The 15,570-nt window shown below is 46.4% G+C and carries 10 protein-coding genes; 6 read left to right on the plus strand and 4 right to left on the minus strand.

All coding sequences use genetic code 11. The features are described from left to right. The first annotated feature begins 79 nt into the window (after positions 1–79). From ACFFJH_RS10005 to ACFFJH_RS10030, 6 genes are all read left to right on the plus strand, one after another. Entirely contained in the window at positions 80–3,004 is a 2,925-nt protein-coding gene (locus tag ACFFJH_RS10005; RefSeq protein ID WP_390212096.1) for a ribonucleoside-diphosphate reductase subunit alpha, read from the plus strand. 130 nt (positions 3,005–3,134) lie between these two features. Continuing rightward, positions 3,135–4,331 carry a ribonucleotide-diphosphate reductase subunit beta gene (locus ACFFJH_RS10010; protein WP_390212098.1) on the plus strand — a complete coding sequence of 399 codons (1,197 nt, stop codon included), beginning with the start codon at positions 3,135–3,137 and terminating at the stop codon, positions 4,329–4,331. A 546-nt stretch (positions 4,332–4,877) separates the two neighbouring features. Then, positions 4,878–5,732, plus strand: coding sequence for a hypothetical protein (locus ACFFJH_RS10015; protein WP_390212100.1), 855 nt, complete (start codon positions 4,878–4,880; stop codon positions 5,730–5,732). Between the two features lie 87 nt (positions 5,733–5,819). Further along, positions 5,820–6,374, plus strand: a complete 555-nt coding sequence (locus tag ACFFJH_RS10020; RefSeq protein ID WP_390212102.1) for a YggT family protein — start codon at positions 5,820–5,822, stop codon at positions 6,372–6,374. Positions 6,375–6,443: 69 nt separating this feature from the next. Next, positions 6,444–7,895 carry a DUF4139 domain-containing protein gene (locus ACFFJH_RS10025; protein ID WP_390212105.1) on the plus strand — a complete coding sequence of 484 codons (1,452 nt, stop codon included), beginning with the start codon at positions 6,444–6,446 and terminating at the stop codon, positions 7,893–7,895. 184 nt (positions 7,896–8,079) lie between these two features. Beyond that, the gene (locus ACFFJH_RS10030) at positions 8,080–9,021 is read left to right on the plus strand and encodes an exopolyphosphatase (RefSeq protein ID WP_390212108.1); all 942 of its coding nucleotides are present in this window, start codon (positions 8,080–8,082) and stop codon (positions 9,019–9,021) included. A 164-nt stretch (positions 9,022–9,185) separates the two neighbouring features. Here ACFFJH_RS10030 and ACFFJH_RS10035 read toward each other — a convergent pair whose 3' ends face one another. From ACFFJH_RS10035 to ACFFJH_RS10050, 4 genes are all read right to left on the minus strand, one after another. Beyond that, on the minus strand, positions 9,186–10,571 hold the full coding sequence (locus ACFFJH_RS10035; RefSeq protein ID WP_390212110.1) for a hypothetical protein: 1,386 nt from the start codon (positions 10,569–10,571) through the stop codon (positions 9,186–9,188). Between the two features lie 203 nt (positions 10,572–10,774). Then, positions 10,775–11,662 carry a hypothetical protein gene (locus ACFFJH_RS10040; protein ID WP_390212112.1) on the minus strand — a complete coding sequence of 296 codons (888 nt, stop codon included), beginning with the start codon at positions 11,660–11,662 and terminating at the stop codon, positions 10,775–10,777. A gap of 495 nt (positions 11,663–12,157) precedes the next feature. Next, positions 12,158–12,508 carry a DUF2322 family protein gene (locus ACFFJH_RS10045; RefSeq protein ID WP_390212114.1) on the minus strand — a complete coding sequence of 117 codons (351 nt, stop codon included), beginning with the start codon at positions 12,506–12,508 and terminating at the stop codon, positions 12,158–12,160. 186 nt (positions 12,509–12,694) lie between these two features. Next, a complete protein-coding gene (locus ACFFJH_RS10050) occupies positions 12,695–14,809 on the minus strand; it encodes a sulfatase-like hydrolase/transferase (RefSeq protein WP_390212116.1) in 2,115 nt (704 codons plus the stop codon). Positions 14,810–15,570 lie beyond the last annotated feature (761 nt).

The raw sequence follows: 15,570 nt of genomic DNA on the forward strand, positions 1-15,570 counted from the left end.
GTCAGCAGCAAAATCGCAGAGCGTTATATTCAAATTAGTTTTGAATTTATATTAATAAGACCCTGAACCTGGAGGCGAAATGCACTCTTCACTAGAAATATCCTCAGCACCATCCTTTGATTCAAATTTGGCTCACGCCGCTACTTCTGCGCACACGCAGACGCAGCCTGTGGCTGGATTTGGTGATTATCGTATTATTCGCCGCAATGGTGCGGTGGTTGGTTTTGAACCTTCAAAAATTTCTATCGCGGTAACGAAGGCATTTTTGGCCGTTAATGGTGGACAAGGCGCGGCATCTGCGAGAATTCGTGAGTTGGTCGAGCAATTAACTTCCACGGTGGTGAACGCCTTGATGCGTCGTCAACCGAATGGCGGCACTTTCCACATTGAAGACATACAAGATCAAGTTGAATTGGCTTTGATGCGTTCCGGTGAGCACGATGTTGCCCGTGCATATGTTTTGTATCGTGCCAAACGCATGGAAGAGCGCCGTCAACAATTAGAAGCACAGGCGGCAGGTAAGTCTGATTCTGCGGTGCCACAAATTCACGTGATAGTCGATGGTCGCTCACAAGTTTTGGAAGTAGCACAAGTACGCGCCTTGATTTTGGCTGCTTGTGTAGGCTTGGAAAAATTAGTCGATGCGGAAGCCATTCTGATCGAAACTTTGAAGAATTTGTACGACGGTGTGCCAGTTGAAGAATTGCACAAGTCAGCTATTTTGGCGGCACGCGCCATGATGGAAAAAGAACCTGCTTACAGCCAAGTGACTGCGCGTTTGTTGTTGCACACGGTACGTAAGGAAGTATTCGGCAAAGAAGTGGCACAAAAAGATGCGGCTGAAGAATACGTAGAATACTTCCCAAAATTCATCAAGAAGGGTATCGAAGCAGGTTTGTTGGATGCCAAATTGGGTCAATTTGATCTCAAGAAGATGGCGAATGCCTTGGTCGCGAATCGCGATCTGCAATTCGGTTATATCGGTTTGCAAACTTTGTATGACCGCTATTTCTTGCATATTCGCGATACCCGGATTGAAATGCCTCAGGCTTTCTATATGCGTGTGGCGATGGGCTTGGCTTTAAATGAGATCGACCGAGAAGCGCGCGCGATTGAATTCTACAATTTGTTATCGAGCTTTGATTTCATGAGCTCCACGCCGACACTATTTAATAGTGGTACGCAGCGTTCCCAATTATCGTCTTGCTATTTAACGACCGTAGCAGATGATTTGGATGGCATCTACGAAGCGATTAAAGAAAACGCTTTGCTGGCTAAATATGCTGGCGGTTTGGGTAACGATTGGACGCCAGTGCGTTCTTTGGGTGCACATATTAAAGGCACCAATGGTAAATCACAGGGTGTGGTGCCATTCCTGAAAGTGGTCAACGATACAGCAGTCGCGGTCAATCAAGGTGGTAAGCGTAAAGGCGCAGTTTGTGCCTACCTCGAAACTTGGCACATGGACGTAGAAGAATTCTTGGAGTTGCGTAAAAACACTGGTGATGATCGTCGCCGCACGCATGATATGAATACGTCTAACTGGATTCCTGATTTGTTCATGAAGCGCGTGATGGAGAAGGGTGAATGGACTTTGTTCTCTCCTTCTGATGTACCAGATTTGCACGATAAATTCGGTAAATCTTTTGAAGAGGCTTATACCGCCTATGAAGCGAAGGCTGCCAGTGGCGAAATCAAGTTATCTAAAAAAGTCGCAGCCTTAGATCTGTGGCGCAAGATGTTGTCCATGTTGTTTGAAACAGGTCATCCATGGATCACATTTAAGGACCCATGCAATATTCGCTCACCACAACAACATGTGGGTGTGGTTCATAGTTCTAATTTGTGTACAGAAATCACCTTGAATACCAACGATAGCGAAATCGCGGTATGTAATCTAGGCTCTGTGAATATGCCTGCGCATTTGAAAGATGGCAAATTAGATCACGACAAACTCAAACGTACCATTACGACTGCAATGCGTATGCTGGATAACGTTATTGATATTAATTACTACGCGGTGAAAAAAGCACGTGATTCCAATTTGCGCCATCGTCCAGTAGGCTTAGGCATTATGGGTTTCCAAGATTGCTTACACATGATGCGTATTCCTTATGCTTCAATGGATGCGGTGCAGTTCGCAGATACCTCGATGGAGGCCGTATGTTACTACGCTTATTTGGCTTCAACTGAATTGGCACAAGAACGTGGTCGTTATAGTTCTTATACAGGTTCTTTGTGGGATCGTGGCATCCTGCCGCAGGATTCTGTGAAGTTGTTGGCGCAAGAGCGTGGCGGTTATTTAGAAGTGGATAGTTCTGAAACTATGGACTGGTCTATCGTCCGCGAGCGTATCAAGCAGTACGGCATGCGCAACTCAAATTGCGTGGCAATCGCTCCAACAGCGACTATCTCCAATATTATTGGCGTATCCGCTTGTATCGAGCCTACTTACCAAAATCTGTATGTAAAATCTAATTTGTCAGGCGAGTTCACTGAAATCAACGAACATTTGGTGCGTGATTTGAAGGATTATGGTCTGTGGGACGACGTGATGATCTCCGACTTGAAATATTTCGACGGTAGCTTGGCGAAGATCGACCGTATCCCAGAAGACTTACGTGAGTTGTATGCGACGGCCTTTGAGATCAGCCCAAGTTGGTTAGTAGAAGCGGCTTCTCGTCGTCAAAAATGGATAGATCAGGCGCAGTCTTTGAATATCTATATGGCGGGCGCATCTGGTAAGAAATTGGATGAAACCTATAAATTGGCGTGGTTGCGTGGTCTGAAAACGACTTACTACCTGCGTACGATAGGTGCGACGCATACAGAAAAATCAACCAGCAAGACGGGTGCATTGAATGCTGTAGCCGTCGATGGTGGTAATGGTGGCTATTCCGCTAGCCCAGAGGTCGCAGCGACAACGACCATCGAGGCAGATGGTGCGGCATGTTATCTACGCCCAGGTGATCCAGGTTTCGAAGAGTGCGAAGCTTGCCAATAATCTGAATAAGCTCAGTAAAGACCTCTGTTAAGTAATTTGGCAGAGGTCATTCTCGTTAGTCGATAAAAATTATCCATAGTTTTGACGTTTAGACGACAACTCATTAACAGTACATCGTAAGGGAAATCACATGCTTTCATGGGATGATGAAGTAGCTCCAGCAGCGCCGGCACCACGTCCAGCGGGCCAGCCAAGTGCGCAAACACAAACGGCTTTTGATCAATATCAAACTCGTCTGCAAACGCAAGACGTCGCCTTGAATCCTGCACTGGTAACCAAACCAAGTGTCGTAACGCCAGAGGATATCGGACGTCGTGTGAATGCCGCCGACAAACGTATCATTAACGGCCAGACCGACGTTAACCAACTGGTCCCATTCAAATATAAATGGGCTTGGGATAAATATTTGGCGGGTTGCGCTAACCATTGGATGCCACAAGAAATCAATATGCAGCGCGATATCGAGCTATGGAAAAATCCAAACGGCTTGACGGAAGATGAGCGTCGCTTGGTCAAACGTAACCTCGGATTTTTCGTGACAGCCGATTCTTTGGCTGCGAATAATATTGTGCTCGGCACTTACCGCCACATCACTGCACCAGAATGCCGTCAATATTTATTGCGTCAGGCGTTCGAAGAAGCGATTCATACGCATGCATACCAGTACATCGTTGAGTCACTTGGTTTGGATGAGGCAGAAATTTTTAATGCGTATAACGAAGTCGAATCTATTCGCGATAAAGATCAGTTTCTGATTCCATTTATTGATGTGCTGACTAACCCAGAATTCAAGACAGGCACTACGGAAGCGGATCAAACCCTATTGCGCTCATTGATTGTTTTTGCGTGTTTGATGGAAGGCCTTTTCTTCTATGTTGGCTTCACACAAATTCTTGCGCTCGGTCGTCAGAATAAAATGATGGGTGCGGCGGAACAATACCAGTACATCTTGCGTGATGAATCGATGCACTGCAATTTCGGAATCGATTTGATCAACACCATCAAAATGGAGAATCCGCATTTGTGGACCGCTGCATTTCGCGACGAAATTAAATCGTTGTTTTTACGTGCGGTAGAGTTGGAATATCGTTACGCAGAGGATACAATGCCGCGAGGAGTACTCGGCTTGAATGCGCCTATGTTTAAAGGCTATTTACGATTCATCGCAAATCGTCGCGCACAACAAATCGGTCTCGATGTTTTGTTCCCACAAGAAGAAAATCCTTTCCCGTGGATGAGCGAAATGATCGATCTGAAAAAAGAGCGAAACTTCTTTGAAACCCGCGTCATCGAATATCAAACAGGCGGTGCTCTCAATTGGGAATAAATAATTGTGAGTACATGAGGGTGAATAAATAAGTAAAAATAAATTTTTGTAGTCGAAAGTGTTCAAGACAAGAAATCGTAAAGACAGTAAAATGCGACCAAAGTAATTGAACAAGAAAGGCTTCACAAAACTGAATGAACTTTTTAGACTCATTCGATGTGGTAAATTTTGATAGCGCGACCCCGGCGAGGCTGGGTGTTGCGCTTTTGTGTTTGGTGTTTCTTCAAACCGATTTTCAAACGGTTTTGCTACGCGAAGACCGATTTAAGTTTGTATAGTAAAGAATTCCGACGCTAGTTTTTAAATTAGCGTTTTTGGCTGTTGTCATAAATCGTTAAGGTCTGCCTGTTATTAAGAATAAAAAGGGGCAAACGACAAAGCCATATGATCATCTTATTAGCCTGTGGGAGTTAATAAGAGGTCGGTGCCGAATTCATTAGCGCAACCAGACGTCATGTTTGTGCCGATGAATAATCCGCTTACCAGAAAGCGAGCGGATTTTAACTTTAATCTGATTTTTTCCGACTAACGTGAAGGAGAAACAAAATGGCAACAGCACCAGAAGCCAAGAAAGCAGCAGCTAAGCCTGCGGCGAAACCGGCGGCAAAGAAAGCAGCAGCTAAGCCTGCTGCAAAAAAAGTAGCGGCTAAACCAGCAGCAAAAGCAGCAGCTAAACCAGCGGCAAAAGTAGCAGCTAAGCCAGCAGCGAAAAAAGCGGCAGCTAAACCAGCAGCTAAGCCAGCAGCGAAAAAAGCGGCAGCTAAACCAGCAGCTAAGCCAGCAGCAAAAGTAGCGGCTAAACCAGCAGCGAAAAAAGCAGCAGCTAAGCCAGCAGCAAAAGTAGCAGCTAAACCAGCAGCGAAAAAAGCAGCAGCTAAGCCAGCAGCAAAAGTAGCGGCTAAACCAGCAGCGAAAAAAGCAGCAGCTAAGCCAGCAGCAAAAGTAGCGGCTAAACCAGCAGCGAAAAAAGTAGCGGCTAAACCAGCAGCGAAAAAAGCAGCAGCTAAACCAGCAGCAAAAGTAGCGGCTAAACCAGCAGCGAAAAAAGCAGCAGCTAAACCAGCACCAAAAGTAGCGGCTAAACCAGCAGCGAAAAAAGCAGCGGCTAAGCCAGCAGCTAAACCAGCAGCGAAAAAAGCAGCAGCAAAAGTAGCAGCTAAGCCAGCAGCGAAAAAAGCAGCAGCTAAACCAGCAGCGAAAGAAGCAGCAGCTAAACCAGCAGCGAAGCCAGCAGCGAAGCCAGCAGCAAAAAAAGCGGCGGCTAAGCCAGCCGCAAAAAAGGCCGCAGCTAAACCAGCCGCTAAACCAGCCGCAGTAGCAGCACCTGCGCCAGCAGAAGCAAAGACAGTTGTCAGCCCAACGGCAGCTTGGCCTTTCCCAACTGGTACTCGTCCAGCGTAATATTCTTACTTGGACGCCTGGTTTTATTCAGGCACAATACCCACTGTGTGTTAATCACCCAGTGGGTTTTTTTTTGAGGATATGTCCATGTTGTTTGAGATGTTTAGCTTCGTCATCGAAATCGTCGCCGGTATTTTCGCCGGATTTCTCTTATTGCGATTTTGGATGCAAGCCTTAAGAATCCGTCCTCCTAGTTCACTAGGTCAGGCTATTTTTCAAATAACGGATTGGCTGGTTAAGCCGATACGACGTGTCGTGCCAGGATTTCTTGGATTAGATTGGGCGAGCTTGATTGCGGCCTTTCTAGTCTCGTTTTTGTCTTTCATATTGGAGTCGCTTTTCAGCGCGCAATTTAATATCGCGCTGATATTGCTGTTGTCTGTTGCTCGACTACTGCAATGGATTATTTATGGCTTGATGGCCTTATTGGTGTTTGAAGCTATTCTGAGCTTCGTTAATCCCTATGCGCCTTTAGCACCAGTTATTAGGGCTTTGAACCAGCCATTGTTAGCGCCCTTGCGTCGTGTGATACCGCTAGTTGGTAACATAGATTTTTCTCCTTTAGTCGCATTGATCGTGTTGCAGCTACTAAGTCGTCTACTTATTTCCCTGGTGCCGCGTTTGTATATTTATGTGATGTAGTTGACGAGCCTAAAGCGGATTGCATCGTCCTATATTGTCTTTGTCGTGAACTTTTCAGGAAGGAATTTTATGTATCGTCCAGTCTCTTGTATTTCTCTATTGCTCGCCGCGAGTGCCGCCATGACACTCCCCGTGTTGGCTCAAGAGCCCGAGCAGCGCACGGGTTTGAACGACCAACGCGAGGTCGCAGTCACTATCTATAACGAAAATCTGGCGCTGGTGAAAGACACGCGTAAGCTGACTTTGAAGCGTGGGGTAGCTAGCCTAGCATTCCGCGATGTCAGTGCCAGAATGCGACCTGAAACTGCTTTGCTGCGTAGTATTTCTGCGCCGGGTAGTTTGTCGGTTCAAGAACAGAATTTTGATTTTGATTTGTTGACACCTCAAAAATTACTGGAAAAGTACGTAGGTCAAAGTGTGAATATCGTGCGCACCAATCCTGCTACTGGCGCGGAAACGACGGAGGTCGCTCAAGTGTTAGCGGCCAACGACGGTGTGGTTTTGAAGATAGGTAATCGTATAGAAACTGGTTTGCCGGGCCGTATTGTTTATAACGACGTGCCAAGCAATCTGCGCGATCGTCCTACCTTGGTGATGTCACTCAATAACACTAGCACCGCACAGCAAGATGTAGAGTTGAGTTACCTGACGGGCGGCTTGGCATGGAAAGCGGATTATGTGGTGGAGCTTAATTCCGCTGAAGATAAATTAGATATCTCTGGTTGGGTGACTTTAACCAATACCAGTGGTGCTAGCTATAAAAACGCCAAGCTACAGTTAGTCGCGGGCGATGTGAATCAAGTTAAAGAAAGAGTCATGGTAACCGGCTCTAGCGTCAGAGCAATGGCAGCAGCGCCCGTCGCAAAGATGGACAGCATGGCGGAAGAATCTTTGTTCGAGTATCACCTATATACATTGAATCGTCCAACCACGATCGCTGAAAATCAAACTAAGCAAGTCTCTTTATTGAATGGGGCTGCGGTGCCAGCGCGCAAAGAGTTTTTGTTGAAGGGTGCTGATTACTATTATCAAGGCAGTTATGGTGATCTGGGACAGAAGATGAAAATTGGTGCTTTCATCGAGTTTGATAATAAAGAAAGCTCGCAACTTGGCATGCCTTTGCCTAAAGGCGTGATTCGTGTGTATAAAAAAGATAGCAGTGGTAATGCACAGTTTATTGGCGAGGATAGCGTTGATCACACACCTAAGAATGAAAAGGTTAGACTTAAATTGGGTGATGCATTTGATGTCACGGCAGATAAGAAGCAAACCGACTTCAAAAAGATCGCAGGAAACTCTAAGTACAATTACGTTTTTGAGAGTGGGTATGAGATTACTTTAAAAAATGCTAAGAAAGAGTCTGTTACCGTCACTGTACAGGAACCTATGCCCGGCGATTGGCAGATTTTGAGTGCTAGTCATCCGCATGTAAAAGGCGCTAGCAATACTGCGGTTTGGAAAATTAATGTGCCAGCGGAAGGCAGCACCAAACTTATATACCGCGCTCAGGTTCGATATTAACAAATAGCTGACGACTATCTTAAAGTCGCTATTGTCGTCGTTATGATAAAAACCTCCATAGAAATTGATGGAGGTTTTTTTACGTCTTTTTGTGCCGATTTTGTCTCAGTTTCTTTGTAATAGTTGTCGAAATCCTGAAAACTTTGAGTTAGACTAGAAACTCCTTCTCGCATAGAGGTGTGACATGTCAACAGAGTCTAAATATCGTTTAATTACGCGTAGTGATTTTGATGGTCTGGTTTGTGCGGTCTTGCTCAAACATCTTAACTTGATTGATGATATTAAGTTCGTCCATCCTAAGGATATGCAAGATGGCAAAGTAGAAGTCAGCGAGCGGGATATCACAACCAATCTACCCTATGTACCTGGCGTACACTTGGCGTTTGATCACCACTTCTCAGAGACACTGCGTAACGCCAACGCGGGTGCCCGTAGCAATCATATTATTCATCCTGAAGCGCCGTCTGCTGCCCGTGTGGTCTACGATCATTATGGTGGGCATGCTGCTTTTCCGGCGGATTGGGATGAAATGATGGCAGCGGTGGATAAGGGCGATGCGGCTCAATTTAATCGTGATGAAGTATTGCATCCGGAAAAATGGGATTTATTAAATTTCCTAATGGACGCTCGAACTGGCTTGGGGCGTTTTCGCGAATTTCGTATCTCGAATTACAATCTGATGATGGATTTGATTGATTACTGTCGCAATCATAGGATAGAGCAGATCATGGAATTACCCGATGTCAAAGAACGGGTAGAAATTTATCAAGAGCATGCGCTTAAATGTAAGGAGCAAATCCAACGTTGTTCGCAAATCCACGGCAATCTAGTAGTGCTGGACTTGCGCGACGAAGAGGTTATCTTTGCGGGTAATCGTTTTGTAATTTATGCCATGTATCCCGAGATTAATATCTCTATTCACGTGTTATGGGGATTGAAACAACAAAACACCGTTTTCGCGACGGGCAAGTCGATATTAAATCGTAGCTCAAAAACCAATATTGGCGCCCTGATGCTGGAATATGGTGGAGGTGGTCATGAAAATGCGGGCACCTGCCAAGTCGAGAATGATAAAGCAGAGCAAATCTTAGCGACCTTGATACAGCGAATTAATCAAGACGGATAGACCTTAATGTTGATGATTGCCTACCGCTAGTCTCACAGTCGGTTCGCATGTCATTCCTTACAGAGTAAAAAAAGAAGACTGTGCTGATTATGCGTGCACAGTCTTTTTATTTATTGGTCGCTACGTTGTTCAGACGCGCTTGTGATTCGCTCCTTTTTCTCCACTCACAAGGCCGCTAATGAGTTGCCACTCGATTTGCTACTCTTCAAGCTGCACGCACTTTGCGGAAAAGGACGTTGTGCTTGCTCAGGATCAAAGGCGATTAAGGCCGCCTTGGCTAACTCTAGGTCTTTACTAAATTCTTTTAAATGACGCTGACGTTCTTCGCCATTCCATTCAGCATCAGAAAAATTTTTCAAACTATAATTTTTACTGACATGGGCGACACCTTCGGTACGTGCGATTAAGGCTCGATCTGGATCGACGTTTTCTTTAAGTAGATAGCCATCGATATCGCGCAGACTCATAGGAAAACTGGCCTGCTTGTCGCGTAATAAATTACCCGCCACACTCAGACGAATTTCATTGCGCCCCAATGGCAGTAGCTCATTGAAATTGAGTAGCGCGAAGGGAGCGCCTTTCGCATCATCCAAACGCGCATTGACGATGTAGCGACCGGCTTGCTGCACTTCTATCGGCAGATAAAAAACTAAGGCACCGTTTTCGACGACTTCACGAATCTTTCCGACCCACGTGGCGGGTAATTCTGGCGAATAGATCACGTCAAAATACATCACGCCAGCTTGTCCGTTGACCGTAAAGTTCACCTCGGTGCGTATGGTGCCGTTAAAACCGGCAAAGCCATTGGTACCGGGACTCAGTGTCCCGCCTGCGATGCCGTCATTGGCAACACGATCGCCGTTACGACCGTTGTCTGCGATTGCTATAGGAATTTGGATGGGCGCGGGAGTTTGGTCAAAATGTAGACCAAAAGCGATGGCCCGATTAATGAAGACCGGTAGCATTTGCTGATCTTTATCCATCGCTTGTAGGCTGAAAGTGACCGATTCGCGCGCTGCCATATAGACACGTGATTGACTGGTTGAAATCTGAATCGCGGCGTAGTTGCCCCCCTCTCGGCGGCCATCTTTATTACGAAGTGCATGGGATTCTGTCACCGCCTGATTGGGATAAATCTGATCTGGGTGTTCAGCGATAGGGCGCGAACTGAGCGGGTATTTGCTGCTTTCACGATAGCTACATAGCGTGTGATCTACTTCTTCCACTTGTCTTACTAAATTCTGACGAAGGGCTGCACGGTCTTGTGACATCCCAGTGTTTATCGTTGTTGGCGCTACTGGTATATTGGAATTATGGTGTGTCGTCAGTTCGCTGCTTGCTGCTGTGCTGGGCGCATTGATTTCATCGTGGTTGGCGGCGACTTGTAGCCAGGTGAACAAGGCGATACCTGACGCCACACCGGTCGCGATCCAGAGCATGGTGCGATGCTTTCTTTTTTTAGCCTCAATTGATAGGGCTGCCGTTGAACTAGCTGTTGCTTGTAGTCGTGAACAAGTCTTGGTCTTGGTCGTGTTTTTGGAGGAAGACATGGGCAAAGCAGGCGTGAGATTCAGATCAAAATGCTTGAATTTTTATGTGATTATTTAGAGCTCATCATAATCACTACCGTTTAGTCGTCATCGCGCTGCAGTTGTGTTGCAGGACTTAAGGCGCAGGCATCGAAACCCAATGTCCGATACCTGCGTGAGCGCGATCTATAAGTCAATATGGATTATGCTTAGCTCAAGTTCAGCTAGAGCGCGCTACTCACCATGGCACTTCGAACTACCGAAATTATCCCTTGCCAATTGCCATTAGCGTAGTGATTGTAGGCTTCATTATCATCACGGAACGCTACTGAGTGAAATGACCATTTGACTGAGCCGCCTTCATTGGCAGCGGTTCCCATAGCTAGATCATTGCAAAACCAGTCGCTGGGATTGCACAAGGAGCTTCCGGATGAACCCGCAACACCACCACTGCTGTGGTAAGCCACCGCTTCATCATCTTGTCCGGGCAAGATGCTTGAGTACACAGTGCCTTTGGCTCCCGCATACATATAGAACCAGACATTGGCGGTATTGTTGTGGTTGTACATGGCGCGCGCTGTCGTGGTTTTTAAATCTTTGACCAAGGGTTCTGAGATCGCCCATGAGCCCGCGTCAGATAGTTCTGATCCCCCCCCCGCACCGGAGGCAGCACGTACCCACTTAATATTCCAACCGGTTTGCGACGTGCCGTCGCTGTTGCCACATTGTCCCGATGCATTGGCAGTCGCATTTTTCTTCATGCGTGACGAGCTGCCGTAGTTGGCGAGTGTATAGCCAAGCATTAAATCACCTGCGCTGTGGGTGGCGATATAGCACCAATTATTGCCAGTGCAGAAGCAATCTAGTGCATCGCGAATTTTCCCATTTTGTGAGGCAATACTATTGTAACCATCCCAGTTAACTGATTTCTTATTGACGCCTGCCGCCGTTGTCGCCGGACCCCAATAAGTAAAACTATTGTAGTTGCCGACCACGCCGCCACCGGTACGACCGTTAATCCACAAACTGTAATTATCGGCGCTAGCGATATTCGACAGCGCACCTGCCGCGAGTAAAAGCAAAGAAAAGAATAAACGTTTGAACTTCATCATGCGACTCCCATTTAGCGTTGAGTATTGAGCACTACTTGAATGAAAAAACGAAGAAACTGTTCAGGTTGAACAAGACAAGCAGAGGAAATTTTGTTGTACCCGACAGCACGCTGAATACCAGAATTTTTTTTAGATATAGGTCAACTGGTATGTTGGCGATTATCAAAATCACGCGCGGCCTGGTCAATTTGCGATGCAACAAAAAAGCACGCTGAAAACATCGATATTTGTAAGGCGATCCGGATTTTTTGCTATGAGATGGCAGTGAATATTTCCAATTAGAGAATTGGTTCTAATCATGCTGTGCGGCGAACAAGTGTTGGAAAACGAAAACAAAGTGTTCGCTTGGGATTGGGTGTTTACGCGTTGAGCTAGATTGGCGACGATGGATCAGGACGTCGGTATAGGCTGGCGTAACAATCAGTGACTCCCCTGTCTTGGTCAGGAAAGTCACGACTACATGAGTGAGACACATGAGCGAGACAAGTGGCTGCCTTATGCGGGTATAAGTTTTACCGTTAAGCTCTTGCTTGATTCGCCAGACGATGTATTTTTGATGTTCAATAATCTGTCGATGTTGGGATGCTTGCCTGGGAAATTGATCGCATCTGCCGTATGTTCTGCATAAATTGCCAGACCTTTTTCTGCTGCCGCAAGGTTGATTTCGCCGAATTCTAGAAACAGCGCGTGATAGACACGCACACTGCCTGCTGAGCCGGGTTTATTTTCTATTCGTGCAACTGAGTGTGCCATTAAATCTCCACCCGCAGTCTCTGCAGAAAACAATTCTATAGCCGCTAAATGATCAATAGTAGGCAGACTGGCGAGTATTTCGCTAAACGACATGAGACATCCTTGAGTTAGATTGATTTAGGTAGATTTGGCTAAATTAGAGTGGTAATAGATCTAAATGCAGGAACGAAAATCGTGCGATAAACCTTCCTGCTAGCTCGAAGACGCTATGGTAAGGAGTCAGCAAGCTAATGGCAAGTTTCTGCTGACTTATTCATTAATTCATTACGCTTGCAGTAACTAGACTAAACCTGCACTAGGGTGTTGGCTAGGGTAGGGCGAGAGTAAATGGGTCTCTTGTCTTGCTAATTCTTTTTGCATGTGGGTTGCGATTGCGATGATTAATTGAGAGCTGAATTCATTCGGCAGCTCAGATACAGGCGTAGGAAATACGCCGTCATATACCAATAAATTTTGCGCCTCAATCGGATCAGTCGCTAAATTGTAAAGCGCCCATTGATCTGGCACAGGTCGCTCACTCCAAGGATCGCAATAACGCACCAACTTCCATTCCGCCGAGCGCAAGGCGCGTACATGGGCAGGTTGTACCACGGCCCCAGCGCTCAACTCTGGTACATATGGACGAGTTTCATTGGCAGTGGGGGGCGTGCGTAATAATTCCACTGTCGCAGCGTATACGGCATATTGCTCCCATGAGTTTTGATTGTGCGGATCATCATCTTTAGGGAGTGGCTCAGTGATCATGTCATCCGTGACAAACATGATGCCTAGGCGCTTGCTGCCATCTGGATCGTGCACGGCAGTTTGCTCACCTTTGATAATCGGTAAGAGATTGGCGCCAGGCAGCGGTGCTGCTTTATGTGTTTTGGATAAACCACGGCGCGCTCGTTCAATATCCTCAGGCTGGGCGCCGGTCAAAGCGAGCAGGGTCGGTAATAAGTCAATATGGCTGGTTTGGGCAGTAATAGCGACAGTCTGGTTGGTGCTGCTATTGTAAGTGGGTGAACTCACCAAGAAAGGCACATGCACGACCTCTTGATATGCGCCATGCCATTTTTCAATTTGCATGCCGTGGGATGCTCCGAATTCACCATGATCTGAGGCAAACACGACGATAGTATTGTCGCGCAAGCCAGCTTGTTCCAGCGTAGTCAACACGTTCAAGATATGTTTGTCCACCACAGAAATCATGTACGCGTAATACTGCAAAAATCCGACTGAGGCGGCGTCTGCATTCTGTTGTAATTGAAATGGAATTGTCGATGCGAGGGTGGCTTTCACCGCAGTGCTTAATATTTCTTGCGGCGAGTCGATGCCGTTTTTTTTACAGATCGCCTTGGCCGTAGATAGTCCCGTTTTTGCGGCCAAACCAAGCGCGACTTTATACGATGCATCAAATTGAGCACGCGGTTTGTTGATGAGCAGATTTTCGCTTTGGGTGAGAGTGGCGCTGGCGCAAATCTGTGGCAGGCCGGTGGGATTTAAAGGCACATGAAAAGTGCCATCTTGCGGCGCGGCACTGACCGTATTTTTGCTAGGAATTGGTACCGAACCACCAGGTCCGACTAATTCATCGGGTGTCGTTTTTGCCCCAGGATCAGCGGGCAAGAGCGCACGCGGTAGAGTAGGGTAAGTTGCGATATCGTGCGGATTAGTAAATGAACATACAGCAAAAAATGGTGCTGGAGTTGGCACAAAACTTTGATTAGGATGCCGGTCACCCGCCGTGCTGCTGGCACGTGAATATGGTACGCCCAAACCACGACGACGCAGGAAGGCGCAAGTCAAATCCGCAAACTGATAATCGCGATAGACGCCCATATTATTAGTCAAAGATCCGTGCGGCTCTGGCCAAGACATCTCCCAATCACTAAAGCCATAAGATTCTAAAGAATGATCGGCCGGATCGCTCACATGCCATTTGCCAAAGTAATGTGTGGAGTAACCCAGCTCGCGGAAATAATCTCCCGCGGTCGGTGCCCCGTTCGGTGGCAGCCAAGGAAAATTCGACGCATCACCATTTTTAAACAAGCCGTCAGTCTGTGTCACGCCGCTACGTGGCCCGTATTGTCCCGTCATGATACTGGCACGACTAGGGATGCAGGCCGACTCGGCAATGGTGTGATCGGTGAATACGGTCGCGTATTCGCGCAACTTACAAAAGCCCGGATAGTGTTGCGTGTACTGATTGCCTTCTAAGCTACCGACGAACGATAAAATCGTTTTAATATCTTCGGCAAATCCTCCATATTCAGACCCCGCCGTTGGGTAGTACAACTGATCCACCATGATCATTAAAATGTTGGGCCTAGTCTTACTTTGGGCTGCAGCTGTTTGGAGCTTATCTAAAGTTGGATGGTCGTTCGTGCTGCTGCTTTCGGCTTGATCGCTCATGACGGTTTCCTCGGCTGGATGGAATGTTTTATCGATTGTAAATTGCGTCGAATTTTGAATTTTCTTTTAGCTATAAGTACCAAATTGAAAATTAATCAGTCACAAAATATTAGATTGCCAAATAATAAATTAGCAAATAATGTGCCACCGCAATCTCTGGGGAATTTGCAATAAAGTACAAAAATAGCCACCATTGACACGTAAATCACACGTCAACGAGCAGTAAATCAAGCCGAATTGACGCTATATGTGAAGGCAACACTTCTTCTTAATCTTGAATATTGCGGTATAAATTTTGCTTTACTCCCAACGTAAAATTTTGAATTGTTTGTCCTAGAATTTCTTGTTAATTATTTGTTGAACATATCTAAATAGGGAAGAACGAATGAGTTCAACCGGATCAATGCAGCATAGAGCACCTAGCCCTCAAACCGAACAAGTAGCACGTCAATCCTCTCAGCATGGGACGATGCGATCGATTGATTCGCGAGCGGAAAATATGGCTCAGGGACACCGACAACAGTTGGCTTTGAATAGTCAGAAGGCCGTTCAAATGCATGGGCGAGCATCGCAGATGCAAATGAGTAGAAAACAAACCCAGTTAATGCGCATGCAATCTCAGTTAGCACAACGAGCTATTGCATATTCTGATTCGACTCAAACAGAACGTGAAGAAGTTCTAGAGTTTGAAACCGCGCAGTCAAGACAGGAGGTAGTGCAAGAAGCTGCCATCAATGTGGCGAGGCTGTCATCGTCAGATA

The sequence above is a fragment of the Affinundibacterium danionis genome, from assembly GCF_042432465.1.
Taxonomy (GTDB): domain Bacteria; phylum Pseudomonadota; class Gammaproteobacteria; order Burkholderiales; family Burkholderiaceae_D; genus Undibacterium; species Undibacterium danionis.

Bases quoted from the DNA above. Each gene is read 5' to 3' on its own strand.
- ACFFJH_RS10020 (WP_390212102.1), top strand. From the start codon at position 5,820: ATGTTGTTTGAGATGTTTAGCTTCGTCATCGAAATCGTCGCCGGTATT.
- ACFFJH_RS10025 (WP_390212105.1), top strand. From the start codon at position 6,444: ATGTATCGTCCAGTCTCTTGTATTTCTCTATTGCTCGCCGCGAGTGCC.
- ACFFJH_RS10040 (WP_390212112.1), bottom strand. From the start codon at position 11,662: ATGATGAAGTTCAAACGTTTATTCTTTTCTTTGCTTTTACTCGCGGCA.
- ACFFJH_RS10035 (WP_390212110.1), bottom strand. From the start codon at position 10,571: ATGTCTTCCTCCAAAAACACGACCAAGACCAAGACTTGTTCACGACTA.
- ACFFJH_RS10030 (WP_390212108.1), top strand. From the start codon at position 8,080: ATGTCAACAGAGTCTAAATATCGTTTAATTACGCGTAGTGATTTTGAT.
- ACFFJH_RS10050 (WP_390212116.1), bottom strand. From the start codon at position 14,809: ATGAGCGATCAAGCCGAAAGCAGCAGCACGAACGACCATCCAACTTTA.
- ACFFJH_RS10015 (WP_390212100.1), top strand. From the start codon at position 4,878: ATGGCAACAGCACCAGAAGCCAAGAAAGCAGCAGCTAAGCCTGCGGCG.
- ACFFJH_RS10045 (WP_390212114.1), bottom strand. From the start codon at position 12,508: ATGTCGTTTAGCGAAATACTCGCCAGTCTGCCTACTATTGATCATTTA.
- ACFFJH_RS10005 (WP_390212096.1), top strand. From the start codon at position 80: ATGCACTCTTCACTAGAAATATCCTCAGCACCATCCTTTGATTCAAAT.
- ACFFJH_RS10010 (WP_390212098.1), top strand. From the start codon at position 3,135: ATGCTTTCATGGGATGATGAAGTAGCTCCAGCAGCGCCGGCACCACGT.